Genomic DNA, 24,388 nt, shown 5'->3' with positions numbered 1-24,388 from the left:
GGATGGTCTGCGACATCAGCGTTCTCCTGCCGCCGCCAGCAGGCGGGTGCGGGCATTCTCGGCGGTGGCCACCTCCTCGGCGGGGATGTGGAAGTCGCGGTTGTAGTTGAAGGTATGGATGATGACCGCGGCCAGCAAAGCGACGAAGCTGGCGATGGCGAGCCACCAGACATACCAAATCAGCGCGACGGCGCAGACAGCGCTCAGCCCGGCCAGGACGATGCCCGCCCCGGTATTCTTGGGCATGTGGATGGGCTTGTAGCCTTCCAGCGGGCGCTTGTAGCCGCGGCGCTTCATGTCCGCCCAGGCGTCGAGATCATGCACCACCGGGGTGAAGGCGAAATTGTAGGCCGGCGGCGGCGAGGAGGTCGACCATTCCAGCGTGCGGGCGTCCCAGGGATCGCCCGTGACGTCCTTGAGTTCTTCGCGCTTGCGGAAGCTGACGAAGAATTGCATCAGCATGGCGGCGATGCCGACGGCGATGATCGCGGCGCCGCAGGCGGCGATCACGAACCAGATCTGCAGCGACGGATCCTCGAAATGGCTGACGCGGCGGGTCACGCCCATCAGGCCGAGGACATAGAGCGGCATGAAGGCGACCCAGAAGCCGACCACCCAGCACCAGAACGAGATCTTGCCCCAGAACGGATCGAGCCGGAAGCCGAAGACCTTGGGGAACCAGTAGTTGACGCCGGCGAACATGCCGAACAACACGCCGCCGATGATCACATTGTGGAAATGGGCGATCAGGAACAGCGAATTATGCAGCACGAAATCGGCCGGCGGCACGGCCAGGAGCACGCCCGTCATGCCGCCGATCACGAAGGTGAGCATGAAGGCGACCGTCCACATCATCGGCAGCTCGAAGCGGATGCGGCCGCGATACATGGTGAAGAGCCAGTTGAAGATCTTCGCGCCGGTCGGGATCGAGATCACCATGGTGGTGATGCCGAAGAAGGAGTTGACGCTGGCGCCCGAGCCCATGGTGAAGAAGTGATGCAGCCAGACCAGGTAGGACAGGATGGTGATCACCACCGTGGCGTAGACCATCGAGGTGTAGCCGAACAGGCGCTTGCCGCAGAAGGCGGCCGTCACTTCCGAGAAGATGCCGAAGGCCGGCAGGATGAGGATGTAGACCTCCGGATGGCCCCAGATCCAGATGAGGTTCACATACATCATCGGATTGCCGCCGAGGTCGTTGGTGAAGAAGTTGGTGCCGACATAGCGGTCGAGCGACAGCAGGGCCAGCACGGCCGTCAGCACCGGGAAGGCGGCGACGATCAGCACGTTGGTGCACAGCGCCGTCCAGGTGAAGACGGGCATGCGCATCATCGTCATGCCAGGCGCACGCAGCTTGACGATGGTGGCGATCAGGTTGACGCCCGATAACAGCGTGCCCACGCCCGCGACCTGCAGGCCCCATATGTAATAGTCGACCCCGACATCCGGACTATAGGCGATGCCCGAGAGCGGCGGATAGGCGAGCCAACCCGTCTTGGCGAATTCCCCGACGAACAGCGACATCATCACGATGGCCGCGCCGGCCGCCGTCATCCAGAACGAGAAATTGTTGAGGAAGGGGAAGGAGACGTCGCGCGCGCCGATCTGCAGCGGCACCACGAAATTCATGAAGCCGGTGACGAAGGGCATCGCCACGAAGAAGATCATGATGACGCCGTGCGCCGTGAAGATCTGGTCGTAGTGATGGGGCGGCAGATAGCCCTCGGACCCGCCGAAGGCGATCGCCTGCTGCAGGCGCATCATGATCGCATCGGCAAAGCCGCGCAGCAGCATGACCAGCGCCAGCACGATATACATCACGCCGATGCGCTTATGGTCGACACTGGTGAACCATTCGCGCCACAGATAGCCCCAGACGCGGAAATAGGTGAGCGCGCCGAGGAGGCCGATGCCGCCGATGGCGACCGCCACGAAGGTCGCGACCAGGATCGGTTCGTGATAGGGGATGGCTTCAAGCGTAAACCGACCGAAAATCGGGCTCACCGCAACCGTTTCAGAAGACATGGCAAAAACCGCTCGTGAATGAGGTTGCACTTAGCCGGGCTGCGCAGCGGAAAGCTGCGGCGGCTGGAGGGAGGCCGGCGGGATCGCCAGGCTGACCCCGGTGAGGCCGGCGGGCTTGGGGCTCAGCGCCGAAACGCCGCTCTTCCAGGCATCGAGCGCGCCGGGCCGCGGCACCTCGCAATAATCGGAAACGTAATAGGGTTCCGGGCCGAGCACCGCGCCGCGACGGGCATATTTGTCGTAGAGCAGCGGGCGGACATTGTTGATGCCCTCCTTGCCCAGACCGCCTTTGGCATCGATCGCCATCATCTTGTCCATGCACATCTGGTCGGGCTTGTTGGGATCGACGCACAGATTCAGGATGGCGCGGTAGAGGTCCGGCGCCACCGAAGTATAGTAGCGCACGGGCACGTTCTGGCTCGGCTTCTCCAGAGCGAGATAGGCCGGCCGGTCGAGCGCGCCGGCGTCGCCGGCCTTCGCCTTGGCGATCCACTGGTCGAAACCGGCCTGATCGAGGCCGTGAAAGCGGAAACGCATGCCCGAGAAGCCGGCGCCACTGTAGTTGGAGGAGATGCCCTCGTAATCACCGGGCTTGTTGATCACCGCATGCAGCTTGGTCTCCATCCCCGGCATGGCATAGATCATGCCCGCCAGCGCCGGCACATAGAAGGAGTTCATCACGGCCGAGGCGGTGATCTTGAAATTGATCGGCCGGTCGACGGGCGCCGCCATCTCGTTGACGCTGGCCACATTATATTCGGGGTAGATGAATAGCCATTTCCAGTCGAGCGCGACGACCTGGACCTCCAGAGGCTTGACATCCTTGGTGACCGGCCGGCCCGCCGCCACGCGTTCGAGCGGGCGATAGGGATCGAGCAGATGCGTTCCCGTCCAGGTGATCGCCCCGAGGATGATGATGATCAGCAGCGGCGCCGCCCAGATCACCAGCTCGAGCTGAGTCGAATGGTCCCAATCCGGCTCGTAGCGCGCCGTCTTGTTGGACTGGCGATAGCGCCAGGCGAACAGCACCGTCAGCGCCATCACCGGGAGGATGATCACCAGCATCAGCACGGTGGAGAACACCAGGAGGTCGCGCTGCTGGGCAGCGATGTCGCCGGAGGGGCTGAGTACCACGGCATTGCACCCCGCCAGCAGGCCCGCCAGGGGCAGGGCCATGGCCAGGCGGGCGAGCTTGCGCAAGCGGACGGAGCTAAAGGACGGCATTCGGGATAGCATTCGCATGTCGTGCCGATACGCCTCCGGTTTCAGGCTGCCCATTGGACATTTTGTCCAATGACAATATCATCGTGAAGACGGCAATAGGTACGCAAGGGACCTTCATACTGCACGGCTTCCGTCGAGCGGGCTAGGGTCTTTGGAGAAAGCCGAGGGACGATGAGCACCACGACTTCCATGCATCCGGCCGGGGGCCAGCACGGCGCCAAGCGTCACACCATCACGCCGAGCGAGATCGCCATCGGCGTGATCATCGGCCGGACGTCGGAATATTTCGACTTCTTCGTCTATGCCATTGCCTCGGTGCTGGTGTTTCCCAAGCTCGCCTTCCCGCATCTCGATGCGCTGACGGGCATGCTCTACTCCTTCGCGATCTTCGCCCTCGCCTTCCTCGCGCGTCCCTTCGGCTCGGCGCTGTTCACCCTGTTCGACCGGCATTACGGCCGCGAGGTCAAGTTGACCATCGCGCTCTTCCTGCTTGGCGGCTCCACCGCGGCGATCGCCTTCCTTCCCAATCACGGCACCATCGGCGCCTGGGCCGGCGTCCTGCTGGCGCTGCTGCGCATCGGCCAGGGCATCGCGCTCGGCGGCAGCTGGGACGGCCTGCCGGCCTTGCTCAGCCTGAATGCCCCGGAGGGCCAGCGCGGCTGGTGGGCCATGATCCCGCAGCTCGGCGCCCCGCTCGGGCTGATCGTCGCCAGCGGCCTGTTCGCCTTCTTCTACACCACCCTCGGCCCGGCGGATTTCATCGACTGGGGCTGGCGCTATCCCTTCTTCGTGGCCTTCGCCATCAATGTGGTGGCGCTGTTCTCGCGGCTGCGCATCGTCGCCACGCCCGAATATGCCGAGATGTTCCAGAGCCAGGAATTGCAGCCCAAGCCGATCGCGGAGACGGTCGCGGCCCAGGGGCGCACGATCATCATCGGCTCCTTCGCGCCGCTGGCGAGCTTCGCCCTGTTCCACATGGTCACGGTGTTCCCGCTCGCCTGGGTGGTGTTGGAGACCAATGAGAGCGTGGTGCAGTTCCTGATCATCGAGATCTTCAGCGCCCTGTTCGGTCTCGCCGCCATCGTCGCCTCGGGCCCGATTGCAGACCGCTTCGGCCGGCGCAATCTGATCGCGGTCTGCGCCATGGCGATCGCCATCTATTCGGGCTATGCGCCGCAATTGCTCAATGGTGGCCAGACGGGCGAACTCATCTACATGATCGGCGGCTTCATCCTCCTCGGTCTGACCTTCGGCCAGGCTTCAGGCGCGGTGAACATGAACTTCCCGATCCACTATCGCTATACCGGCGCGGCCCTGACCTCGGATCTGGCTTGGCTGTTCGGCGCGGGCTTTGCCCCCTTCGTCGCCCTGGCGCTGGCCGCTTGGTTCGGCCTGGCGTCCTCGGGCGTGTATCTGCTCTCGGGCGCGGTCTGCACGCTGATCGCGCTGTGGATCAATCTCGAAAGCATCCGCAGAGGCACGCAGGATTCGAAGGACTGAGGGCAGGCCGACTTGCGGTACCGCGCCTACATTTCCATGCCGGCCTTGCGCTGCCCATAGGCGGAGGCGACATGGAAGCCGACGGTGCGGAAGGGCTCGGGGGCGATCCAATTGGCAAGGCCGAGTGAGCCTATGAGTTCGCCCGGATCGCCCTGGCCGGCAATGAGCTGGGCCAGATATTTGCCCAGCAGCACGCCCTTGACGATGCCGCCGCCATTGCAGCCGCCCGAGGCATAGGCGTTCTCGTCGATCCGGCCCCACCAGGGCGAACCATTCATCGTCAGGGCCGTCGTGCCGCCCCAGACATAGTCGAACGGCACGTGGCTGAGGGCAGGCCAGCGCCGCTCGAAGCGTTGCCGCAAGGCCCTTGTAACCTGAGTGGTTTCGAGTTCGCCCTCATAGGCATAAAGACTGCGCACCATCAGTCTGTCGGCACCGACACGGCGCAGCGTCGTGCCCAGCCGGTGCGACGGGAGCACGCCCCAGTCGGTATCCTCGCCGGCCCACTGCCGATCCGCATCGGGCAACGCCTCGGTGACGGCGGCATAGGTGTAGATCGTCACCAGACGCGATTTCAGATAGCCAAACCTGGTGATGAAGCCATTGGTGGCGAGCACGATGGTGTCGGCAAGCACGATGCCGCCGGGTGTCTCGATCCGCCATTTGCCATCCCTGCGCAGGCTCAGCACCGGGGTATTCTCGTAAAGGATCACTTGCGAAGGCAGCGCGTCCGCCAAGCCGCGGACCAGCGCGGCGGGCTGGAGCAGGTAACTATCCTCCAGATAAAGGCCCATGCCGTAATAGGCCGTGCCGATCCGGCGCTCGAGGTCGGCTCGCGACAGAAGCTCGTGCCCGAGGGCATTGCTCCGGGCCACCTCCAGAGCCGCCCGCACGACCGCTTGCCCCTGTTCGGTCGCGGCCGCCCGGATATAACCCGCCCGCGTGAGATTGCAGTCGATACCGCAAGTCCGGATACGCTCCTCCAGCCAATCGAAGCCTTCGGCCTGGAAGCGCGATTGGATTCGTGCCCGCTCTGCCGCCCTGTCGCCGGGCTCCTTGGGCATGACACGCCGGCCGAGAAAACCGGAATTGCGGGCCGAGGACCCCTCTCCTACCACGCTCGCCTCCAGCAGCGCGATCTCGGCGCCGGGAGCGAGCTCGGCCAGCCGCCACGCCGCGGCGATGCCCGTATAGCCCGCACCGATCACCGCATAAGGCACCGACATCGGCCCCTCCAGCGCAGGCCTGGCCTGGCGCGGCGGCAGCATGACATTCCACCCACAACGGGCGGGATAGTTCGGATAGGTCAAACGCGCCATCGCGCTCTCCAGTCGGTCGGCATCTCAGATCGTCAGCAAGGCATGGACGGCACCTGCCTCATTCAGCCTTGGGCGGCCTTGCATGAGCCAGGCTCCGCCAGGGATGGCGCAGGGTGGCGTCGAAGGGGTTGATTTGCTGGCTGAGTTCATCCGCTTCGGCCTTCATGATCTTGACGACACTGGGCAGCCTGCTGTCCTTCAGCCGATCGGCCAGGGTGCCGACGCTGAGCGCCGCCACCGCGCGGCCGCGCGCGTCGAAAACCGGGACACCCACGCCGGCCATGCCGGGGATCAGGCCCGAATTCAGGTTGACCCAGCCCTGCTCGCGGGCCCGAACGATCTCCTGCCGCAGCGAGGCTTCATCCATGAAGCCGCGGTCAAGCAGTCGCGGCATGTTGAAGCGGATGACCGCCTCCTGTTCAGGCTCGGGCAGATGGGCAAGCAGCGCGAGACTGCCCTGCCCCAGGCCGAGCGGTACCTTTCCGCCGATATCGCCGGTGAAGGAGCGGATGGGGAACGGCCCTTCCACCCGGTCGAGGCAAACGGCGTCGAACCCCGTACGCACCAGCAGGAAGACCGTATCGCCGAGCCGGGCCGACAATCGAAGCAGCACCGGGCTGGTCAGTTTGCGCAAGCCATCGGTTTCCCCCGCCTGCGCGGCCAGAACGAAGAACTCCAGCGAAGGCCGGTAGCGCTTACCCTCGGGGATCTGCTCGACGAAGCCCTCGGCAACCAGGTCCTTGAGCAGGCGATGCGCCGTCGACTGCCCGCAGCCTGCGGCTTCGCCGATATCCTTGAGACGCAGCCCCTCGGGACCGGCCTTGGAAACGACGCGCAGGAGTTCCAGGGCCTTTCGTATGGCAGAAGCCGGTCCGTCGTCAGTTGGGGCCATGATCGACAACGATCCTCTATGGAATATTACAATAAATTTTTTGACCTAAATTCCGTGTAATGGAATTATAGAAACTGGAATTCTATTCTATGGAATTTCAAGTTGACTGCCTAGTCCCCCTGGGCTTCCATCTGGCCAATTCAACCGATACGAAGGCTGCCACCATCCTGGGCGAGGTGAGATGAGTTTCCTGGCTTTGGCATCGCTGACCAAGCGATACGGCACCCTGACCGTGGTGAGCGACGTCAGCCTCGAGATCCAGAAGGGTGAATTCATCTCGCTTCTCGGCCCCTCGGGCTGCGGCAAGACCACCACGCTGCAGATGATCTCCGGGCTGGTGGAACCCACGAGCGGACGCATCGTGCTGGACGGCCGGGACATCACGGGCCTTGCGCCCGAGAAGCGCGGCCTTGGTATCGTGTTCCAGAATTATGCTCTCTTTCCGCATATGACGACCGCCCAGAACGTGGCGTTCGGGCTGGAAATGCGGGGTATATCGCGGGGGGAGCGCGACAAGCGCGTCGCCGAGGCCCTCGATCTCGTCCAACTCGGCAGGCTTGCAGACCGCTATCCGCGCCAGATGTCGGGCGGCCAGCGCCAGCGCGTCGCCATCGCGCGTGCCCTGGTCATCCGCCCGCCGGTGCTGCTGCTGGACGAACCGCTGTCCAATCTCGACGCCAAGCTGCGGGAGGAGATGCAGTTCGAGTTGCGGCGCATCCAGCAGAGCGTGGGAACCACGACCATCATGGTGACCCACGACCAGGCCGAAGCCCTTTCGATCAGCGACCGCGTGGTCGTGATGGAGGCCGGCCGCATGACGCAGGTCGATCCCCCCTACCGCCTCTATGAGCGCCCGGCGACGCCGTTCATTTCGGGCTTCGTGGGGAAGATGAACCGGCTCGAGGCGATCTGGCGCGCCGACGGCGGCCTCGGCGTTGCGCTGGCGGGTGGAACCGAACTGCCGGCGCAGGCCGGCTCTGCCCGGGACGGGGCGGCGATCACCCTGACAATTCGTCCCGAACGCATTCTGCTGGGCAAACCGGGAGAAGGCGTTGTGGACGGGCGCATCGCCTCGCGCTTCTTCCTCGGCAGCTACTGGCTCTTCAACGTCGACACCCCGGCCGGGCCTCTGACCGTCTCCGTTCCCAACGACGGACAGGAGCCGGCGGGTCCCCATGACACGGTGTCGCTGCGCTGGGACGCCGCCAGCGCCAGGCAGGAAACGCCCCCGCCCGGAGCCGCGCCATGACCAGCCGCAAGGGAGCCCTGCCCTGGCTGCTCGCGGGCCCGAACCTGCTGCTGTTCACCGTGATGGTGATCGTGCCGCTGATCCTCACGGTCATGCTTTCCTTCCGCGTCTACGACTATTCGACCGGCATCGGGGACTCCCTCACCCTCGACAATTATCTGAAGGTGATCACCGATCCTTATTACCTCGGGATCTTCTGGCGAACGCTGAAGATCGCCGCGATAACGACGGCGATCTGCGCGCTGATCGGCATGCCGGAGGCCTATATCCTTTCGCGCATGCGCGAACCCTGGCGCTCCATCTTCCTTCTCGTCATCCTCGGGCCGCTGCTGGTCTCGGTCGTGGTGCGGGCCTTTGGCTGGAGTATGCTGCTCGGCCCGACAGGCCTGGTGAACGCCGCCTTGCAACTGCTGGGGCTGGGGCCGATACGGCTGCTCTATACGGAAACGGCGATCGTCATCGCGCTGGTCCATGTCATGCTGCCCTTCATGGTGATCCCCGTCTGGACGGCGCTGCAGAAACTCGATCCCATGGTGGAGGCGGCGGCCCGCACCCTCGGCGCCTCGCGCTTCACCAGCTTCCGCCGTATCGTCATGCCACAGGCGACGATCGGCATCCTCTCCGGCAGCCTGATCGTCTTCGGCCTGTCGGCAAGCGCCTTCGCCATCCCCGGCCTTCTCGGCGGGCGCCGCCTCAAGATGGCGGCCACCCTGGTCTATGACGAATATCTCCAGGAGCTGAACTGGCCGCTGGGAGCCACCATCGCCATCGTCGTGCTGGTCGCCAATCTCGCAATCATGGTGACCTACAACCGCATCGTCGAGTCGCGGGCAAAAAGGGCTCTGGGGTAGATCGATGCAGAAGAACGGCCTCCTCGCCCTCATTTTCCATACGCTCGTCGTGGCTTTCGTCCTCGCACCGCTGGTGGTGATCTGCATCGTTGCCTTCACCCCCGAGAACACCCTGACCCTGCCGACCACGAGCTTCTCCCTGCGCTGGTTCAAGGCCGTGTTCGCCCATCCCGACTTCGTCGCCTCGTTCTGGAACAGCATCTGGGTCGCCACGCTCTCGGCCACCATCGCGGTGGTGTTCTCGGTGCCGGCGGGCCTGGCCATCGACCGCTTCGCGTTCCCTGGACGCGATGCGCTCAATGTGCTGTTCCTGTCGCCGCTGATCATTCCAAGCCTGGTACTCGGCGTCGCCCTGCTGCGCCTGTTTGCCCTGCTCGGCGTGCAAGGCAGTTTCGCCTGGCTGGTGCTGAGCCATGCCATCATCGTCACGCCCTATGTATTGCGGCTGGTGCTGTCGGCGCTGACCGGCTTCGACCGCAGTGCCGAACAGGCGGCAAGAACGCTCGGCGCCTCGCAGTGGACGGTTTTCCGCCGCGTCACGGCCCCGCTGATCCTGCCGGGCATCACCGGTGGCTGGCTGCTCGCCTTCATCAACAGCTTCGACGAATTGACGATGTCGATCTTCGTCACCTCCCCGTCGACCGTTACGCTGCCGGTGCGCATGTACATGTACGCGACGGAGTCGATCGACCCGATGATGGCGGCCGTCTCGGCCTTGATGATCGCCCTGACGGCCTGCGCCATGCTGATCCTCGACCGCGCCTTCGGGCTCGACAGGGTGCTGATCGGCAAAGGGTAAACAGCCTTCCGAAAAGGCGGCCCACGCGGGATGCAGGTCCGCGCCAGGCCGGCAACAGAAAACCGATCTGGGCCTGCACGTCACGAGAGGGACTGGAATGAATTTGAGATTTCTGGCGGGAACAGCCGCATCGCTTGCCCTGACCATCGGTGCTTCGTCCGCTGCACTGGCGCAGGACAAGACACTGTATGTCGGCATGAATGGCGGCCCCTACGAGAAGACCTTCACCGAAGCCGTCTTTCCGGATTTCGAAAAGGCCAACGGGGTGAAGATCGTCGTCGTGCCCGGCACGTCCACCGATATCCTGGCCAAGGCGACGGCCTCCAAGGACAATCCGCAGATGCACCTCATCTTCCTGGATGACGGCGTGATGATGCGTGCGATCTCCTCGGGCCTGTGCGAAAAACTGCAGCCCTCGCCCGAGCTGAATGAAATCGCGCCTAGCGCCCGCATAAAGGGAGACATGGCGGCCGGCGTCGACATGGGCATGACCGGCATCGGCTACAACAAGAAGATCTTCGACGAGAATGGCTGGCCGGCACCGACCTCCTGGCTCGACCTGGCCGACCCGAAATTCAAGGACAAGCTCGTCTTCCAGTCCGCCGCCACCTCGACCTATGGCCTGCATGCCCTGCTGATGGTGAACCGCATCGAAGGCGGCAATGAGAGCAATGTCGAGCCGGGCTTCGCCAAGGTCAAACAGGCCATCGCCCCCAACGTCCTGGAGTTCATCCCCAGCTCGGCCAAATTGTCGGAAATGGTTCAGACGGGCGAGGCCGCGATCTTCCCGCTGACGCCGACGGCGATCGGCAATCTGAAGGACAAGGGCCTGCCGGTCGAATATGTCCAGCCCAAGGAAGGCTCGGTGCTGCTGATGATCGCCCAATGCGTCACCGCCAAGAATTCGGAGCCGGCGCTGTCGCAGAAGCTGGCCGCCTATCTGATGTCGGCGGCCGCGCAGGCAAAGGCCCTGAACGCCGGCAACATCATCCCGTCCAACCCCAATACCAAGGCCTCCACCCCTGTCGCCCAGTCCAAGCTCGATGCCTTCAACGGCTATATGAAGACCGTCATCACGCTCGATTGGGACGCCATCAACGCCAAGCGGCCCGAGTGGAACAATCGCTGGAACAAGACCATCGAGCGCTGACACCGCATGCGCCGGCCCGTCGTGGCCGGGCCGGCACGGGTGAATGTCATCGCCCTCACGGCCACGGTCTCGAACGGTCAATCATAGTCCAGCTTCGGATACCAATGCGGATCCCGGCCCTCGGGCGTGGTGTCGAGCACGTTCCAAAGCGGCGTGAAGTCGGGGGCACCGCGCGGATCCTGGCCCGGATCGGCCGTCTCGCCTCCCATTTCGCCGCCCCAGAAATGGCGGATCGAACCGTCCCGCCGGGTAAAGACGTTGTATCCCGGATAATCTCCATCCGGGCGCCACGTTCCGAAATCGCGGCCGAATTCGGCGGTGGTATCGCAATAGAGCGGCAGGTTCCGCCAGCCGCGCTCGCGCTTGAAATCGAGGAGCCTCTCGATCGGAGCGCGGGCGATCACCGCCAGCGCCGCCCGCTGCTGGATGTCCTGGGCGTTCGCCGCCAGCGCGCCGAGGAAGGCGGTGCACATCGGGCATGGGCGCTTGCGCTCCGGACCGAACATGAAGTTGTAGACGATCAAGGTTTCGTGCCGCCCGAACAGGTCTGCGAAACGCACGGGTCCGTTCTCCCCCTCAAAGGCATAATCCTTCGTCACGGGCGCGCCCGGCGGCAGCGCGCGGCGCATTTCGGCCACGCGTTCGATATGGCGGCGAAGTTCGATTTCCTCCGCGAGCAATGCGGTCCGGGCGCGGCGATAGTCCTCGCTTTCATTGGGGATGCGGGCTTTGTTGAGGGCGGCCAGTTCGGCGGCGGGCGTCAGCCTGCTCGTGTTCGCGGTCATGCGATCCTCCTGGGTTGCCGTTTATGGCGCTACGCTCCAAGGACGTTTCACAACGCACGGACCCGACAATCCGGTTCCATTTTTTCAGGCTAGGCACGCAGGACGGGGCCGTCTGACGGCAGTTTCGGCCTGCTGCCCTTCTCATGCAAAAGCGGGCCCGAAGGCCCGCTTTCTCGTTTCTGCTCGAAGCAATCCTTACGCCGCCCTGGCATTCACCGCCTGGCCGCCGATGATCAGGCCCGAACCGGTGGCCGATATCTCGATGGTCGAGCCATCTTTCACCTTGCCGGAGAGGATCATCTCGGCCAGCGGATCCTGCACCAGGCGCTGGATCGTGCGCTTGAGCGGGCGCGCGCCATAGGCCGGGTCGTAGCCCTTGTCGGCGAGATAGGTCCTGGCGGCATCGTCGAGATGCAGCGTGATCTTGCGCTCGTCGAGCAGCTTCTGCAGCCGGGCCATCTGGATATCGACGATCGCGCCCATCTGCGCCTTCTTTAGGCGGTGGAACAGGATGATCTCGTCGACACGGTTGAGGAACTCGGGCCGGAAGTGGCTGCGCACCACCGCCATCACCTCCTCACGCACCTTGTCCGAATCCTCGCCCTCCTTCTGGTTGACCAGATATTCGGCGCCCAGATTGGAGGTCATGATGATCAGGGTGTTGCGGAAGTCGACCGTACGCCCCTGCCCGTCCGTCAGACGCCCATCGTCAAGCACCTGCAGGAGGACGTTGAAGACATCGGGATGCGCCTTCTCGATCTCGTCGAACAGCACGACCTGGTAGGGCCGGCGCCGCACGGCTTCGGTGAGGGCGCCGCCCTCGTCATAGCCGACATAGCCCGGAGGCGCCCCGATGAGCCGGCTCACCGAATGCTTCTCCATATATTCGGACATGTCGAGACGGATCATCGCGGTGTCGTCGTCGAACAGGAAGCTCGCCAGGGCCTTGGTCAGCTCCGTCTTGCCCACGCCCGTGGGGCCCAGGAAGATGAAGGAACCGATCGGACGGTTGGGGTCCTGCAGGCCGGCGCGGGCACGCCGGACCGCGGTCGAAACCGCCTGAACCGCCTCGCCCTGGCCGACAACGCGGGTTGCCAGCACGTCCTCCATGCGCAGGAGCTTGTCCTTCTCGCCCTCCAGCATCTTATCGACGGGCACGCCCGTCCAGCGCGAGACCACCTGTGCGACATGATCGGCCGTCACGGCCTCCTCGACCATGCTGGCCCTCTTGTCCTCGGACGCCTCGACTTCCGCCAGCTCCTTTTCGAGCTTGGGAATGATGCCATAGGTCAATTCGCCCGCACGCTGATACTCGCCGCGGCGCTGAGCCTCGGCCAGTTCGTTCTTGGCCTTGTCGAGCTGGCCCTTGAGATCGGCAGCACGGCCGAGCTTGTCCTTCTCCGACTTCCAGCGCTGGGTGAGTTCGGACGAACGCTCTTCCAGATCGGCCAGTTCCTTTTCGAGCTTGGCCAGCCGGTCCTTGGAGGCGTCGTCGTTCTCGCGCTTGAGGGCTTCCTGCTCGATCTTGAGCTGGACGATGCGCCTGTCGAGCTCATCGAGTTCCTCGGGCTTGGAATCCACCTGCATGCGCAGCCGCGAGCCGGCCTCGTCGACGAGGTCGATCGCCTTGTCGGGCAGGAAGCGGTCGGTGATGTAGCGATTGGAGAGCGTCGCCGCCGCCACGATGGCACTGTCGGTGATGCGCACCTTGTGGTGCTGCTCATACTTCTCCTTCAGGCCGCGCAGGATGGAGATGGTATCCTCCACCGTGGGCTCCTCGACGAAGACGGGTTGGAAGCGCCGCGCCAGGGCCGGATCCTTCTCGACATGCTTGCGATATTCGTCGAGCGTGGTGGCGCCGACACAGTGCAGTTCGCCGCGCGCCAAAGCGGGCTTCAAGAGGTTGGAAGCGTCCATCGCCCCCTCCCCCTTGCCAGCGCCGACCAGCGTGTGCATCTCGTCGATGAACAGGATGATCTCGCCCTCCGCCGAGGTCACCTCGTTCAGGACGGCCTTCAGGCGCTCCTCGAACTCGCCGCGATATTTGGCGCCGGCGATCAGCGCGCCCATGTCGAGCGCCAGCAGGGCCTTGTCCTTGAGGCTCTCGGGCACGTCGCCATTGACGATGCGCAGCGCCAGGCCTTCGACGATCGCCGTCTTGCCGACGCCGGGCTCGCCGATCAGCACCGGATTGTTCTTGGTGCGCCGCGACAACACCTGGATGGTGCGGCGGATCTCCTCGTCGCGGCCGATCACCGGGTCGAGCTTGCCCTCGCGCGCATCGATGGTGAGGTCGCGGGCATATTTCTTCAGGGCGTCATAGGCGTTCTCGGCGGTGGCGCTGTCCGCGGTGCGTCCCTTGCGCAGGGCCTCGATCGCCTTGTTGAGGTTCTGCGGCGTCACGCCAGCAGTCGCAAGCGCCTTACCGGCCTCGGTGTCCTTCTCGACAGCGAGCGCCAGCAACAGCCGCTCGACCGTGACGAAGCTGTCGGAAGCCTTGTCGGCCGCCTTCTCGGCCGCCTCGAACACGCGGGCGAGGCCCGGCGTCAGATAGACCTGGCCGGCGCCCGTCCCCTGCACCTTGGGCAGCTTTTTCAGGGCAGCCTCAACGGCATTCAGCGCCTGGCGCGAATTGCCGCCGGAACGGTCGATCAAACCGGCCGCCAATCCCTCGGGATCGTCGAGCAGGACCTTCAGGAGATGTTCCGGAGCGAACTGCTGATGCCCCTCGCGCAAGGCAAGCGACTGCGCCGACTGCACGAAGCCCCTGGCCCGTTCGGTATAGCGTTCAAAATTCATGTCATATCCCTTCCAGCACGCCCAGGGACCCGTAGCATCGTCCAGGCGCCATACAGATTTACGAACCCCGCAGGCATTCGCTGAGAATGATGTGGGGGAGCCGGAACAAAGCTACAAGGGGTTTTGAAACAAGAGTCTGAGCCAGATCAAGGAAGAGACCAAGAGAGTTGTGTCGCCGCCCGGATTTACCGTGCCGAGCGGACCGGAAGCATGCGTGTCAGGACATCGTCGCCCCGGACATAATGATGCCAGAGCGCCGCGGCGGCGTGGAGACCGGCCATCACCAGGATCGCGTCGGCGCACAGCTCATGCACCTCTTGAACCCAATGAGCGAGATCACGATCGGGCACCATGGGGGCGGGTATGGTGAACAGACCGAAGAAGGTCAGGGCATCGCCGCGCAGCCAGGCAAGGGCGATGCCCAGGCCGACGATCCCGATCATCAGAGCATAGAGGAGGAAATGGGCTCCCTTCGCCGCCGCGATTTCCATGCCCGACATCGTGGAGGGCAATGGCGGGGTGCCGAGCGTCAGGCGAGCGACGAGCCTGGCGGCAATCAAGGTCGCCAGCAGGAGGCCCAGCGAGATGTGGCTCCACCAGGCCAGGGCCCGGCCGGGATCCCCCTTGGCGAACAAAAGGCCACTATAGGTGAGGCCGTAGCAGGCGAGCACCAGCAGAAAGATCGTCCAATGCAGCACTTTCTGAACGGGGCGATAGGTCGCGGAAGGCATCTCTCGATCTCCAGATTAGATATATTCCAATCTGTGCAAGAGTGCGGCGGCTGTATGGCACTGACCATTAAAGGCTATTAATTTTGCGCCGCCCATTTTTTCTGCCCGCCCTTGATCATCCCTCCCGTCTATGCCCCAATGCCCGCCTCGAACCGGTGTGGGGCTCGGCGATGGCGGCATCAGGCAAGGACGGGCCTGTGTCGGCCCGCGGCGTGGCGCGCCGGCGCAATGCAAAACCAATGGGAACGAGAGCCTTGATCAAGAATTCCTTGCGCGTCGGCCCGGGCAAACCGCAGGTGGTGGTGCTGGTGGGCGCCACGGGCGACCTCTCCCGCCGCAAGCTCATTCCCGGCTTGTTCCATCTCGCCAGTGCCGGCTTCATTCCCGGGTGCCGCATCATCGGCGTTTCGCTCGACGAGATCGACGCCGACGGCTTCCGCGCCATTGCGCGCGATGCCCTCGACAAATTCTCCACCCGCAAGGTCAGCCAGGCCGATTGGGAAGCCTTCGCCGCCAGCCTCGATTATGTGCCGATCAGCGCCGGGGCCGGGCCGGTGAAGGAGGCGGTGGCGCGGGCCGAGGCCGAACTCGGCCCCGAGGCCCGGCGCGTGCATTATCTGTCCGTGCCGCCCAACGCCGCACTCTCGGCCGTGCAGATGCTGTCGGAGGCGGGCCTCGTCGACCGCTGCCGCATCATCATGGAAAAGCCCTTCGGCACGGATCTGGCCAGCGCCGTCGCGCTCAACGCCCGCCTGCACGAGGTCTTCCACGAGAGCCAGATCTTCCGCATCGACCACTTCCTCGGCAAGGAACCGGCCCAAAACATCCTGGCCTTCCGTTTCGCCAACGGCCTGTTCGAGCCGATCTGGAACCGCAATTTCATCGACCATGTCCAGATCGACGTGCCGGAGACGCTGGGCCTGGGCACCCGCGCCGCCTTCTACGAATCCACCGGCGCCTACAGGGACATGGTGGTGACGCATCTGTTCCAGATCCTCGCCTTCATGGCGATGGAGCCGCCGACCGCGCTGGAGCCGCAGCCGATCTCGGAGGAGAAGAACAAGGTGTTCCGCTCCATGGTGCCGCTCGATCCGCGCGAGGTCGTGCGTGGGCAATATATCGGCTACCGCGAGGAGCCGGGCGTCGACCCCGAAAGCGACACCGAGACCTTCATCGCGCTCAAATGCGCCATCGACAATTGGCGCTGGGCCGGCGTGCCCTTCTATCTGCGCACCGGCAAGCGCCTGGCCGAGGGCCAGCGCATCATCTCGATCGCCTTCCGCGAACCGCCCAAGAGCATGTTCCCGGCGGGCTCGGGCGTGGGCGCGCAGGGCCCCGACCATCTCACCTTCGACCTCGCCGACGCCTCCAAGGTCTCGCTCTCCTTCTACGGCAAGCGCCCCGGCCCGGGCTTCCGGCTCGACAAGCTCTCGCTGCAGTTCGCGCTCAGCGAAACCGGCCTGATCGGCGACGTGCTGGAGGCCTATGAGCGCCTGATCCTCGACGCCATGCGCGGCGACCATACGCTGTTCACCACGGCCGAGGGCATCGAACGGCTTTGGGAAGTCTCCCAGCCCCTGCTGGAGAACCCGCCGCCCGTGCGCCTCTACGACCAGGGAGGCTGGGGCCCGAAATCCATCCACCAGCTCATCGCCCCCAATGCCTGGCGCCTGCCCTTCGAGCGGGTGTGGCGCAAGCCGGCGGGGAAGGAATGAGACTGGAAGGCGACCTATCCGTTCAGGACGCCGCCTTGGTTTCGTAGGAAGCCCAGCGCCTCAATTCTGCGTCGATCCAGGCCTTGATCTTTTCGAGGTGGCGGGGGAGCACGGTCTCGCCCCGGTTGGTGACCGAGGGATAGTCCTTGGCGTGCTTCGTGCCGCCGCGCCGATAGCTCGCACTGCGAGCGGCTTCTTCCTGCTTGAAATAATCGTCCCTGAGGTCGAGCATATGCGCGAATTCGTGCACCGATCCCCGCTGCTTCTGGCCTTGGCGCGGATGCTCCTCGGGAATGAGCTCGTTGTTGTTGATGTAGACGCTGCGCGTATCGTATTCGGTCGCACCGGCAATGACCTTGCCTTTCGCCAGCTTGGCGACTTCGATGGTCCAGTGATAGCCGGACGGCGTGTTCGTCTGGAAATGGAACTGCAGGCCGACGGGGCCTTTCCAGGGGCTGATCGTCACGCTTCTCTTGTTCCAGACGGACTGAACCTGCGCCTGCCAGATCCGGATGAAATCATGTGCCTCCGCTTGCGTCCAGGGCAGATTGGAGCGTGCGCCGGCCTCCTCGATTTCCCGGTCGATCTGTGCATTGCGGCTCTTCTGCACGAAGGTGAAATTCAGCTTCATGAAGCAGATGGCGAAGGGGCCCTGGCGCGTGTCGACGAGGTAAAGATCGTAATAGGTCTGCCTCACGCCGGTCGCTCCACCCTTGGCGAGGGTACTCAACCCGGGTGGAAGTGGTGCCCTCGAAACAGTCCTGAAAGCCTCATCCAGAGTTTGATTGAACGTCAGCCGCAAGACTTGCCCCTTTCGTGATGTTGGAAATAGGCGGCGCGGTTCGGCACCGAAAAACCGTGACATTACCAAGCGTCAGCCGGAAAATAGCATGGAAAATCAGGATCGTGGCGGCGTATGGTGTCCCGGTTACATTTTCCTCCCCGGCAATTGTCGGCACGCATGCCGATTGACCTTGTCTGACGAATACGCTCTGCTGCCCGCGCCCCGGGAACCCTTCTCCCGGGCCAATCGTAACAAGCGCCGAACGGGCGGGAGCCGAGGGAGGACATCGGGTCCATGAAGAATTTCCATATGAGTTTGCTGGCGGGGATCGCGCTCCTGGCCGGTCTGGCGGCGGCCCATGCCGATCCCGTCAAGATCAGTGTCTCGGCCGAGCCGATCCCGCCTTTCTTCTCGCTGGACGGCCAGGGCAACTGGCAGGGCTTCCTGCCCGACTATGCCAAGGCCGTGTGCAAGGAGGCCAAGCTCGACTGCGTGGTGGTGGCCACCGCCTGGGACGGCATCATGCCCGCCCTCCTCGCCAAGAAGATCGACGTGATCTGGGCCGGCATGTCGATCACGCCCGAACGGCAGAAGCAGATCGCCTTCACCATCCCGATCTACAACACGCCCGTTGAGTTCATCGGCAACAAGGAAGACAAGTTCGAATTCGTGCCCGGCGGCCTCAAGGGCAAGGCGGTCGGCGTGCAGACCAGCACCATCCATGCCCAATATGTACAGAAGGCCTACCCGGAGGCCGAGATCCGCAACTACGCCACGCTCGATGCGGCCATGGCGGACCTGGCGGCAGGGCGCATCGACCTGGTGCTGGGCGACGCCGATTCCGTCGACCCTTTCCTGGAAGGCAAGGATGGGGCGTGCTGCGACGGCAAGAACTTCCCCAAGGATCCCCTGTTCGAGGGCGGCATCGGCGGCGGCCTGCGCAAGGAGGATACCGAGCTGAAAGCCAAGCTCGATGCCGGCATCAAGGCCGTGTATGCCAGCGGCGAATTCAAGCAGATCGCCGGCAAATATTTCAAATACGATATCGGCATGCCGCCCAAGTGAGGGGTAGTAGCCTTCTCCCCTCGCGGGAGAAGGTGCCCCGAAGGGGCGGATGAGGGGAGACACGCTTCCTCTGCCAAGTATGCGCCAGCACCCCTCATCCGTCATTGCTGCGCAATGCCACCTTCTCCCGCAAGGGGAGAAGGCTTGTCGCGCCTCACTCGGCCTGGTTATCTCTCACGCAAACGCGGCGGTGAAATTCTTCGCCGCCAGATCGCGGTTGCGCAGCACCTTGCCGGCGCGCGGGCCGGCGACCTTGCCCTCGCCCCAGGCCAGGCTCCCATTGACATAGACCGAGCGGATACCGGCCGAGAGCTGCGTGGGATCGTCGAACGTCGCCTTGTCCAGGATGGTCTTCGGATCGAACAGCACGAGGTCGGCGAAGGCGCCTTGCCGGATGACGCCGCGCTGGGCAAGGCCGAAGCGGGCGGCGGGCAGCGCCGTCATGCGGCGCACCGCCTCCTCCATGCCGAACAGGCCGATATCGCGCGCATAGTGGCCCAGCACCCGGGGAAAGGTGCCCCAGAGCCGGGGATGCGGGCGCATATCGTGCGGCAGCCCGTCCGAGCCCACCATGGTGAGCGGGAACTGCAGCACGCGCCGCACATCCTCTTCGTCCATGGTGAAATAGACGGCGCCGGCCGGCTGCAGCGTCGCCACCGCCTCCTCCCTGGAGACGCCGAGCTCGCGGGCGATGACGTCGAGCGTCTTGCCGGCAAGATCGGGCCGCGCCTTCGACCAGGTGATCAGGATGCGCTCGACCTGGCTGGCACGCTTGGCCTCCAGCACGGTGGAGGAGGCCGCATAGGGATAGACGTCGAGCGTGACGGGCTGCTCGCGCGCGCGCTTTTCGATGATCGGCAGGGACTGCCGGGTGCGGCCATGGTTCTGCGGGTCGGTCGCCTTGTGGTGGGAGAGCACCACGGGGGCATCGGCCTCGCGCCCGATGGTGAAGGCCTCCTCCATCGCCTCCAGCAAGTGATCGGCCTCGTCGCGCAGATGGGTGGTGTAGAGGGCCGAATATCGGGCCAGCGGCTCGGCGACGGCGATCACCTCGGCGGTCGAGGCGGCATTGGCAGGCTGATAGTAGAGCCCGGTGGACAGGCCGATGGCTCCATCCGCCAGCGCCTGGTCGAGCAGGTCGCGCATGCGGGCGCATTCGGCCCTGGTGGCCGGGCGGTCAAGCCGATCCATGGTGGCGAGCCGGAGTGTGGTATGGCCGACGAGGCAGGTGACGTTCACCGTGGTTCCCGCCGTCTCCACCGCCTCGAAGTAATCGGCGAAACGCTCGAACAATTCGTGTTCGCTTTTGGCGATCAGGTCGAGCGGCGGCACCACCTCGCCCTTCGCCCGCAGCGGAGCGAGGCTGATGCCGCAATTGCCCACCACCACCGTGGTCACACCCTGGCTGAGCTTGGCCGCCATGTCGGTGGCGATCACTGCCCGGTCGTCATGGGTGTGCACGTCGATGAAGCCGGGCGCGAGGGCAAGCTCTGCGGCGTCGATCTCGGTCCTCGCCTTGTGCGGCAGGTGCTCGCCGACGGCGACGATGCGCTCGCCGGTGACGGCAAGATCGGCCTGATGTGGCTCGGCGCCGGTGCCGTCGAAGATACTCGCCTGCCGGAAGATCAGATCGCAGGTGGCAGTCATGGCGGACTCCTCGGCGTGGTCCCTGGGCGGATGCGGGCCGGTATGCCGGCCTCTCATTCCGCTATAGCCCGCCGCTATGATTCGTGCCCGGCCAATACCGCCGCACCCTGCCGCGCGGCGGCTTCGGCGAGCCCTTTCACGGGCTCGATCGAATTGTGCAGCAGGGCCAGGCCATAGCGCCTGTCCGGGGCGAGGATCAGGGCCTCGCCGCGATCGTCCCGCTCGCGCACCCGCTCGCTGTCTGCGAGCGCGATATCCCCTGCCGTCACGGCGATCAGGCCGGCGTCGACGCGCGGATTGGCGTCCATCACGCGCTGCACGGCCGTGGCGGGATCAATGCCCGCCTCGATCAGCGCCAGCGCCTCGACGTTGACAGGAAGGCCCGATACGCCGGCCCTATTCGGCAGCCGGTGGCCGGTGACCAAGCCTTTCCGGCTGGCCAGGAGAAACTGGCTGAGCGGCTCGGGACGGTCCGGCCCGCTGGTGATCACGGCCGCCAGCGGCGAGGCCATCATCCAGGCGAGATCCGGCCGGGTGGACCATTGGGCGCGAATGGTCCCGAGACCGCCGCGCTGACACTCCAGGCCGAGCGGCTCGCCGTCCGGCGCGAGGGCATAAAACACCGCAAAGCCATGCAGGTCACCCTTGCCGAACCTTTCCGCCTCGGCCCAGGCTGACCAGACCGCCCGGCCCGCTTCGGCCCCGAAGGCAGCAATGCCGATCGTCACGCCTCGAACTCCTTGATTGCGAGAAGCAGAGCCTCAAACGAAGCCGGCCGCGAACCGGGTATTCCACCCCGCTCGCGGCCGGCGATTTCCAAGCGCCTCGTTAGGGATCAGGCCTTGACCACGCTCGCCGTGTAGATTTCGCCGATGGTCTTGGCGAGGCTGGCGTCGAACTCGGCATCGCTCATCGAGACGCGCAGATCCTCCGTCAGGGCGCGCGAGAAGGAGGCGATCATGCCATGGTTGTGGCTGAGCTTCTCGCAGGCATCGGCGCGGGTGTAGCCACCCGACAGCGCCACCACACGGGCAACCGCCTTGTGGTCGACCAGCGGCTTGTAGAAATCGGCCACGGTGGGGATGGTGAGCTTGAGCATCACCTGCTGGCCCGCCGGCAAGGCATCAAGTTCCCGGGCGATCTCATCGCGCAGGATGGCTTCGGCTTCCTGCTTGGTCGGGCTCTTGATCGAGACTTCCGGCTCGATGATCGGCACGAGGCCATGGCCGAGGATCTGCTTACCCACCTCGAATTGCTGCTTCACCACCGCGGCGACGCCGGTCTTGTCGGCGTTGGCGATCACCGACCGCATCTTGGTGCCGAAGATGCCCTTCTTCACCGCGCGCGAAAGCAGGGCGTCGAGTTCGGGCATCGGCTTCATCACCTGGGCGCCGTTTTCTTCCGCCGCCAGGCCCTTGTCGACCTTGAGGAACGGCACCACGCCACGGTCTTCCCACAGATAGGTGGGCACCGGCTTGCCCTTGGCATCGCCGTCCATGGTCTTCTCGAACAGGATGGCACCGATCACCTTGTCGCCGGAGAAGGCGGGAGCCGTCATGATGCGCACGCGCATTTCGTGCATCAGGCGGAACATCTCTTCGTCGCCGCTATAGCTGGAATCGGCGATGCCATAGAGACGCAGGGCGCCGGGGGTGGAACCGCCGCTCTGATCGAGGGCGGCGATGAAGCCATCCTTGCCGGTCATCTGTGACATCATCTTGGCGTCTGCCATGCTGGTCTCCCTGTTGCGGGCCGGTGCGCAGCGCGCCCAGCCTCCACGGTTGCCTAGAACAAAGCGCGTTTAGACGAAAACGCTCATTGGCTCTAGCTCATTGTTTCCAGGCCGATCCGACGGATCGGCCAGAGCATCTTTGTGCGTGCGATTGCGCCAAAATCACGAAAGCACGCTTCGAGTCGGCGCGAGTATCGGCATGGCGGGAAGGTGAAGCAAGGGGCTGCGCGGTGAAAAGCTTTCGCGAAGAAGCGGGAAATGGAGGCCGGATGCCATCCGGCCCTGCCACGACATGGATTCGGCGGCGATGGACCAGGGCCTTCTTCCGCTTGGACCGTCAGCGCTTGCGCGGATCGCCCGCATCGCGAATGGCGGCCTGGTGATACCAGGCGCCGTCGATATCGATGGGCGGCAAAGGCTGGGTGCCGCGCGAAGAAAGCCGGGTCTCGTCGCGCCCGAGGCTGGACCCCATGCGTGGCCGCGCGGGGAAGAGATAGATCTTGGCGGTCTCCTGCCGGGTACTCGCAGTCATGCTCGTCTCCCTTGCCTGGCGCGCCCCGGGGGGTGCGACCAAACCAGGATCGAGTTTTAGCACAGCCCTCCTCGACTTCCTATGATTTGCCTGCTTTGCAGGCAGTGTTTGCCTAAACTATGTGCATCTGGAGCTTCTCTGCGGCACTGCGCAGGAAGGCGGCAGCTCCGGGCGGCGACGGCGCCCTCACTGATGATCCAAAAACGACCCTTTCTTCCGCGGAGCGGACGGAAAGACAAAAGCCGCATCGCATTTGCGCCGTCGGCGCCCCCTCATCTGCGACAAAAGCGCCGCACCCCGCCGGCTGGCACGCTTCCTGCTTATTGCACCGCAACCTGCGGCAATCCGGTGCGAGCCGGCTGCCGTCCCCGTCTACCAACCAGCGAGTATCCTGAGAATGACGAAGTACAAGCTCGAGTATGTCTGGCTCGATGGCTACCGGCCGACCGCCAATCTGCGCGGCAAGACCATGGTCCGCGAATTCGACGCCTTCCCCACGCTCGAGCAACTGCCGCTCTGGGGCTTCGACGGTTCCTCGACCAAGCAGGCCGAAGGATCCAACTCCGACTGCGTCCTCAAGCCGATCCGCGTCGTCCCCGATCCGGAGCGCCTGAACGGTGCCGTCGTGCTCTGCGAAGTGATGATGCCCGACGGCGTCACCCCGCACGCCTCCAACACCCGCGCCACCATTCTCGACGATGACGGCGCCTGGTTCGGCTTCGAGCAGGAGTATTTCTTCTACAAGGACGGCCGCCCGCTCGGCTTCCCCGAGCATGGCTTCCCGGCGCCGCAGGGTCCCTATTACACCGGCGTCGGCTACAAGAATGTCGGCAACATCGCCCGCGAGATCGTCGAGAAGCATCTCGACATCTGCCTGGCCGCCGGCCTCAACCATGAAGGCATCAATGCCGAGGTCGCCAAGGGCCAGTGGGAATTCCAGATCTTCGGCAAGGGCTCCCGCGCCGCCGCCGACGAGATGTGGCTCGCCCGCTACTTCCTGCTCCGCCTGACCGAGAAATACTCGATCGACATCGAATGGCATTGCAAGCCGCTCGGCGACACCGACTGGAACGGCTCGGGCATGCATTGCAACTTCTCGACCACCCATATGCGCGAAGTCGGCGGCAAGGCCTATTTCGAGGCTTTGATGGCCGCGTTCGCCGCCAACAAGGACGCGCATATCGCCGTCTATGGTCCGGACAATCATCTGCGCCTCACCGGCAAGCACGAGACCGCCTCGATCGACACGTTCTCCTGGGGCGTGGCCGACCGCGGTGCTTCGATCCGCGTGCCGCACTCCTTCGTGCGCAACGACTACAAGGGCTATCTGGAAGACCGCCGTCCCAACTCCCAGGCCGATCCCTATGAGATCGCCTCCCAGGTGCTCAAGACCATCGCTTCCGTCTCGACCGAGGTGAAGGCCGCGGCCTGAGCCCGAACGGTTCCCGACAAGACGGCGCGGATCGGAAGATCCGCGCCGTTTTGCGTGCCGCGTCCGGATGAGGCCAGCGCGCGCCCACCATGCATCTTTGCCGGTCGCCCTTTCGGGCTGGCTGTGCTATAGCCCCGGCCAACATCAGGAATTTTGC

20 protein-coding genes are annotated in these 24,388 nt (G+C 64.5%); 8 read left to right on the top strand and 12 right to left on the bottom strand.

What is annotated here, in order from left to right; genetic code table 11:
• Window positions 1-15 precede the first annotated feature (15 nt).
• Complete coding sequence (cyoB, locus tag C5L14_RS21990; RefSeq protein ID WP_105864204.1) at window positions 16-2,025, bottom strand: cytochrome o ubiquinol oxidase subunit I; 2,010 nt, start codon at window positions 2,023-2,025, stop codon at window positions 16-18.
• A gap of 30 nt (window positions 2,026-2,055) precedes the next feature.
• Window positions 2,056-3,249: a ubiquinol oxidase subunit II gene (gene cyoA, locus C5L14_RS21985; RefSeq protein WP_105864203.1), complete on the bottom strand. Its 1,194-nt coding sequence runs from the start codon at window positions 3,247-3,249 to the stop codon at window positions 2,056-2,058.
• A gap of 171 nt (window positions 3,250-3,420) precedes the next feature.
• On the opposite strand from cyoA, the gene C5L14_RS21980 reads away from it, so the two are divergent.
• Window positions 3,421-4,749 carry an MFS transporter gene (locus C5L14_RS21980; RefSeq protein ID WP_105864202.1) on the top strand — a complete coding sequence of 443 codons (1,329 nt, stop codon included), beginning with the start codon at window positions 3,421-3,423 and terminating at the stop codon, window positions 4,747-4,749.
• 26 nt (window positions 4,750-4,775) lie between these two features.
• On the opposite strand, the gene C5L14_RS21975 is transcribed toward C5L14_RS21980, so the two are convergent.
• Window positions 4,776-6,068: an NAD(P)/FAD-dependent oxidoreductase gene (locus tag C5L14_RS21975; RefSeq protein ID WP_105864201.1), complete on the bottom strand. Its 1,293-nt coding sequence runs from the start codon at window positions 6,066-6,068 to the stop codon at window positions 4,776-4,778.
• A gap of 58 nt (window positions 6,069-6,126) precedes the next feature.
• Window positions 6,127-6,960, bottom strand: coding sequence for an IclR family transcriptional regulator (locus C5L14_RS21970; RefSeq protein WP_105864200.1), 834 nt, complete (start codon window positions 6,958-6,960; stop codon window positions 6,127-6,129).
• A 181-nt stretch (window positions 6,961-7,141) separates the two neighbouring features.
• On the opposite strand from C5L14_RS21970, the gene C5L14_RS21965 reads away from it, so the two are divergent.
• From C5L14_RS21965 to C5L14_RS21950, 4 genes are all read left to right on the top strand, one after another.
• Window positions 7,142-8,209 carry an ABC transporter ATP-binding protein gene (locus C5L14_RS21965; RefSeq protein WP_105864199.1) on the top strand — a complete coding sequence of 356 codons (1,068 nt, stop codon included), beginning with the start codon at window positions 7,142-7,144 and terminating at the stop codon, window positions 8,207-8,209.
• Window positions 8,206-9,060 carry an ABC transporter permease gene (locus C5L14_RS21960; RefSeq protein WP_105864198.1) on the top strand — a complete coding sequence of 285 codons (855 nt, stop codon included), beginning with the start codon at window positions 8,206-8,208 and terminating at the stop codon, window positions 9,058-9,060. Before C5L14_RS21965 ends, C5L14_RS21960 begins: the two co-directional genes overlap by 4 nt.
• A 4-nt stretch (window positions 9,061-9,064) precedes the next feature.
• Window positions 9,065-9,859, top strand: coding sequence for an ABC transporter permease (locus tag C5L14_RS21955; RefSeq protein WP_105864197.1), 795 nt, complete (start codon window positions 9,065-9,067; stop codon window positions 9,857-9,859).
• Between the two features lie 97 nt (window positions 9,860-9,956).
• Complete coding sequence (locus C5L14_RS21950) at window positions 9,957-11,009, top strand: ABC transporter substrate-binding protein (RefSeq protein WP_105864196.1); 1,053 nt, start codon at window positions 9,957-9,959, stop codon at window positions 11,007-11,009.
• Window positions 11,010-11,086: 77 nt separating this feature from the next.
• On the opposite strand, the gene C5L14_RS21945 is transcribed toward C5L14_RS21950, so the two are convergent.
• From C5L14_RS21945 to C5L14_RS21935, 3 genes are all read right to left on the bottom strand, one after another.
• Window positions 11,087-11,794: a DUF899 family protein gene (locus C5L14_RS21945; RefSeq protein ID WP_105864195.1), complete on the bottom strand. Its 708-nt coding sequence runs from the start codon at window positions 11,792-11,794 to the stop codon at window positions 11,087-11,089.
• A 195-nt stretch (window positions 11,795-11,989) separates the two neighbouring features.
• Window positions 11,990-14,593, bottom strand: a complete 2,604-nt coding sequence (gene clpB, locus C5L14_RS21940; protein WP_105864194.1) for an ATP-dependent chaperone ClpB — start codon at window positions 14,591-14,593, stop codon at window positions 11,990-11,992.
• 185 nt (window positions 14,594-14,778) lie between these two features.
• Window positions 14,779-15,324 carry a cytochrome b gene (locus C5L14_RS21935; protein ID WP_105864193.1) on the bottom strand — a complete coding sequence of 182 codons (546 nt, stop codon included), beginning with the start codon at window positions 15,322-15,324 and terminating at the stop codon, window positions 14,779-14,781.
• Window positions 15,325-15,578: 254 nt separating this feature from the next.
• Here C5L14_RS21935 and zwf point away from each other — a divergent pair, with 254 nt between their 5' ends.
• Window positions 15,579-17,039: a glucose-6-phosphate dehydrogenase gene (gene zwf / locus C5L14_RS21930; protein WP_245197455.1), complete on the top strand. Its 1,461-nt coding sequence runs from the start codon at window positions 15,579-15,581 to the stop codon at window positions 17,037-17,039.
• A 22-nt stretch (window positions 17,040-17,061) separates the two neighbouring features.
• Here zwf and C5L14_RS21925 read toward each other — a convergent pair whose 3' ends face one another.
• On the bottom strand, window positions 17,062-17,736 hold the full coding sequence (locus C5L14_RS21925; protein ID WP_105864191.1) for a hypothetical protein: 675 nt from the start codon (window positions 17,734-17,736) through the stop codon (window positions 17,062-17,064).
• Window positions 17,737-18,117: 381 nt separating this feature from the next.
• Between C5L14_RS21925 and C5L14_RS21920 the strand changes: the two genes are divergently transcribed.
• Window positions 18,118-18,888, top strand: coding sequence for a transporter substrate-binding domain-containing protein (locus tag C5L14_RS21920; RefSeq protein ID WP_105864190.1), 771 nt, complete (start codon window positions 18,118-18,120; stop codon window positions 18,886-18,888).
• A gap of 174 nt (window positions 18,889-19,062) precedes the next feature.
• Here C5L14_RS21920 and C5L14_RS21915 read toward each other — a convergent pair whose 3' ends face one another.
• From C5L14_RS21915 to C5L14_RS21900, 4 genes are all read right to left on the bottom strand, one after another.
• The gene (locus C5L14_RS21915; RefSeq protein WP_105864189.1) at window positions 19,063-20,535 is read right to left on the bottom strand and encodes an N-acyl-D-amino-acid deacylase family protein; all 1,473 of its coding nucleotides are present in this window, start codon (window positions 20,533-20,535) and stop codon (window positions 19,063-19,065) included.
• 74 nt (window positions 20,536-20,609) lie between these two features.
• Window positions 20,610-21,263: a DUF6963 family protein gene (locus C5L14_RS21910; RefSeq protein WP_105864188.1), complete on the bottom strand. Its 654-nt coding sequence runs from the start codon at window positions 21,261-21,263 to the stop codon at window positions 20,610-20,612.
• 107 nt (window positions 21,264-21,370) lie between these two features.
• Complete coding sequence (locus C5L14_RS21905; protein WP_105864187.1) at window positions 21,371-22,267, bottom strand: fructose bisphosphate aldolase; 897 nt, start codon at window positions 22,265-22,267, stop codon at window positions 21,371-21,373.
• A gap of 337 nt (window positions 22,268-22,604) precedes the next feature.
• Window positions 22,605-22,799: a DUF2735 domain-containing protein gene (locus C5L14_RS21900; protein ID WP_105864186.1), complete on the bottom strand. Its 195-nt coding sequence runs from the start codon at window positions 22,797-22,799 to the stop codon at window positions 22,605-22,607.
• Between the two features lie 397 nt (window positions 22,800-23,196).
• Here C5L14_RS21900 and C5L14_RS21895 point away from each other — a divergent pair, with 397 nt between their 5' ends.
• A complete protein-coding gene (locus C5L14_RS21895; RefSeq protein ID WP_105864185.1) occupies window positions 23,197-24,231 on the top strand; it encodes a glutamine synthetase beta-grasp domain-containing protein in 1,035 nt (344 codons plus the stop codon).
• Window positions 24,232-24,388: the final 157 nt, after the last annotated feature.

The sequence above is a fragment of the Labrys okinawensis genome, assembly GCF_002982075.1.
Classification (GTDB): Bacteria; Pseudomonadota; Alphaproteobacteria; order Rhizobiales; family Labraceae; genus Labrys; species Labrys okinawensis_A.
This window is presented reverse-complemented; position numbering and strand designations above follow the sequence as displayed.

Coding starts and splice junctions, on each gene's coding strand:
- cyoB (WP_105864204.1), bottom strand. CDS start 2,025: ATGTCTTCTGAAACGGTTGCGGTGAGCCCGATTTTCGGTCGGTTTACG.
- cyoA (WP_105864203.1), bottom strand. CDS start 3,249: ATGCCGTCCTTTAGCTCCGTCCGCTTGCGCAAGCTCGCCCGCCTGGCC.
- C5L14_RS21980 (WP_105864202.1), top strand. CDS start 3,421: ATGAGCACCACGACTTCCATGCATCCGGCCGGGGGCCAGCACGGCGCC.
- C5L14_RS21975 (WP_105864201.1), bottom strand. CDS start 6,068: ATGGCGCGTTTGACCTATCCGAACTATCCCGCCCGTTGTGGGTGGAAT.
- C5L14_RS21970 (WP_105864200.1), bottom strand. CDS start 6,960: ATGGCCCCAACTGACGACGGACCGGCTTCTGCCATACGAAAGGCCCTG.
- C5L14_RS21965 (WP_105864199.1), top strand. CDS start 7,142: ATGAGTTTCCTGGCTTTGGCATCGCTGACCAAGCGATACGGCACCCTG.
- C5L14_RS21960 (WP_105864198.1), top strand. CDS start 8,206: ATGACCAGCCGCAAGGGAGCCCTGCCCTGGCTGCTCGCGGGCCCGAAC.
- C5L14_RS21955 (WP_105864197.1), top strand. CDS start 9,065: ATGCAGAAGAACGGCCTCCTCGCCCTCATTTTCCATACGCTCGTCGTG.
- C5L14_RS21950 (WP_105864196.1), top strand. CDS start 9,957: ATGAATTTGAGATTTCTGGCGGGAACAGCCGCATCGCTTGCCCTGACC.
- C5L14_RS21945 (WP_105864195.1), bottom strand. CDS start 11,794: ATGACCGCGAACACGAGCAGGCTGACGCCCGCCGCCGAACTGGCCGCC.
- clpB (WP_105864194.1), bottom strand. CDS start 14,593: ATGAATTTTGAACGCTATACCGAACGGGCCAGGGGCTTCGTGCAGTCG.
- C5L14_RS21935 (WP_105864193.1), bottom strand. CDS start 15,324: ATGCCTTCCGCGACCTATCGCCCCGTTCAGAAAGTGCTGCATTGGACG.
- C5L14_RS21920 (WP_105864190.1), top strand. CDS start 18,118: ATGAAGAATTTCCATATGAGTTTGCTGGCGGGGATCGCGCTCCTGGCC.
- C5L14_RS21915 (WP_105864189.1), bottom strand. CDS start 20,535: ATGACTGCCACCTGCGATCTGATCTTCCGGCAGGCGAGTATCTTCGAC.
- C5L14_RS21905 (WP_105864187.1), bottom strand. CDS start 22,267: ATGGCAGACGCCAAGATGATGTCACAGATGACCGGCAAGGATGGCTTC.
- C5L14_RS21900 (WP_105864186.1), bottom strand. CDS start 22,799: ATGACTGCGAGTACCCGGCAGGAGACCGCCAAGATCTATCTCTTCCCC.
- C5L14_RS21895 (WP_105864185.1), top strand. CDS start 23,197: ATGACGAAGTACAAGCTCGAGTATGTCTGGCTCGATGGCTACCGGCCG.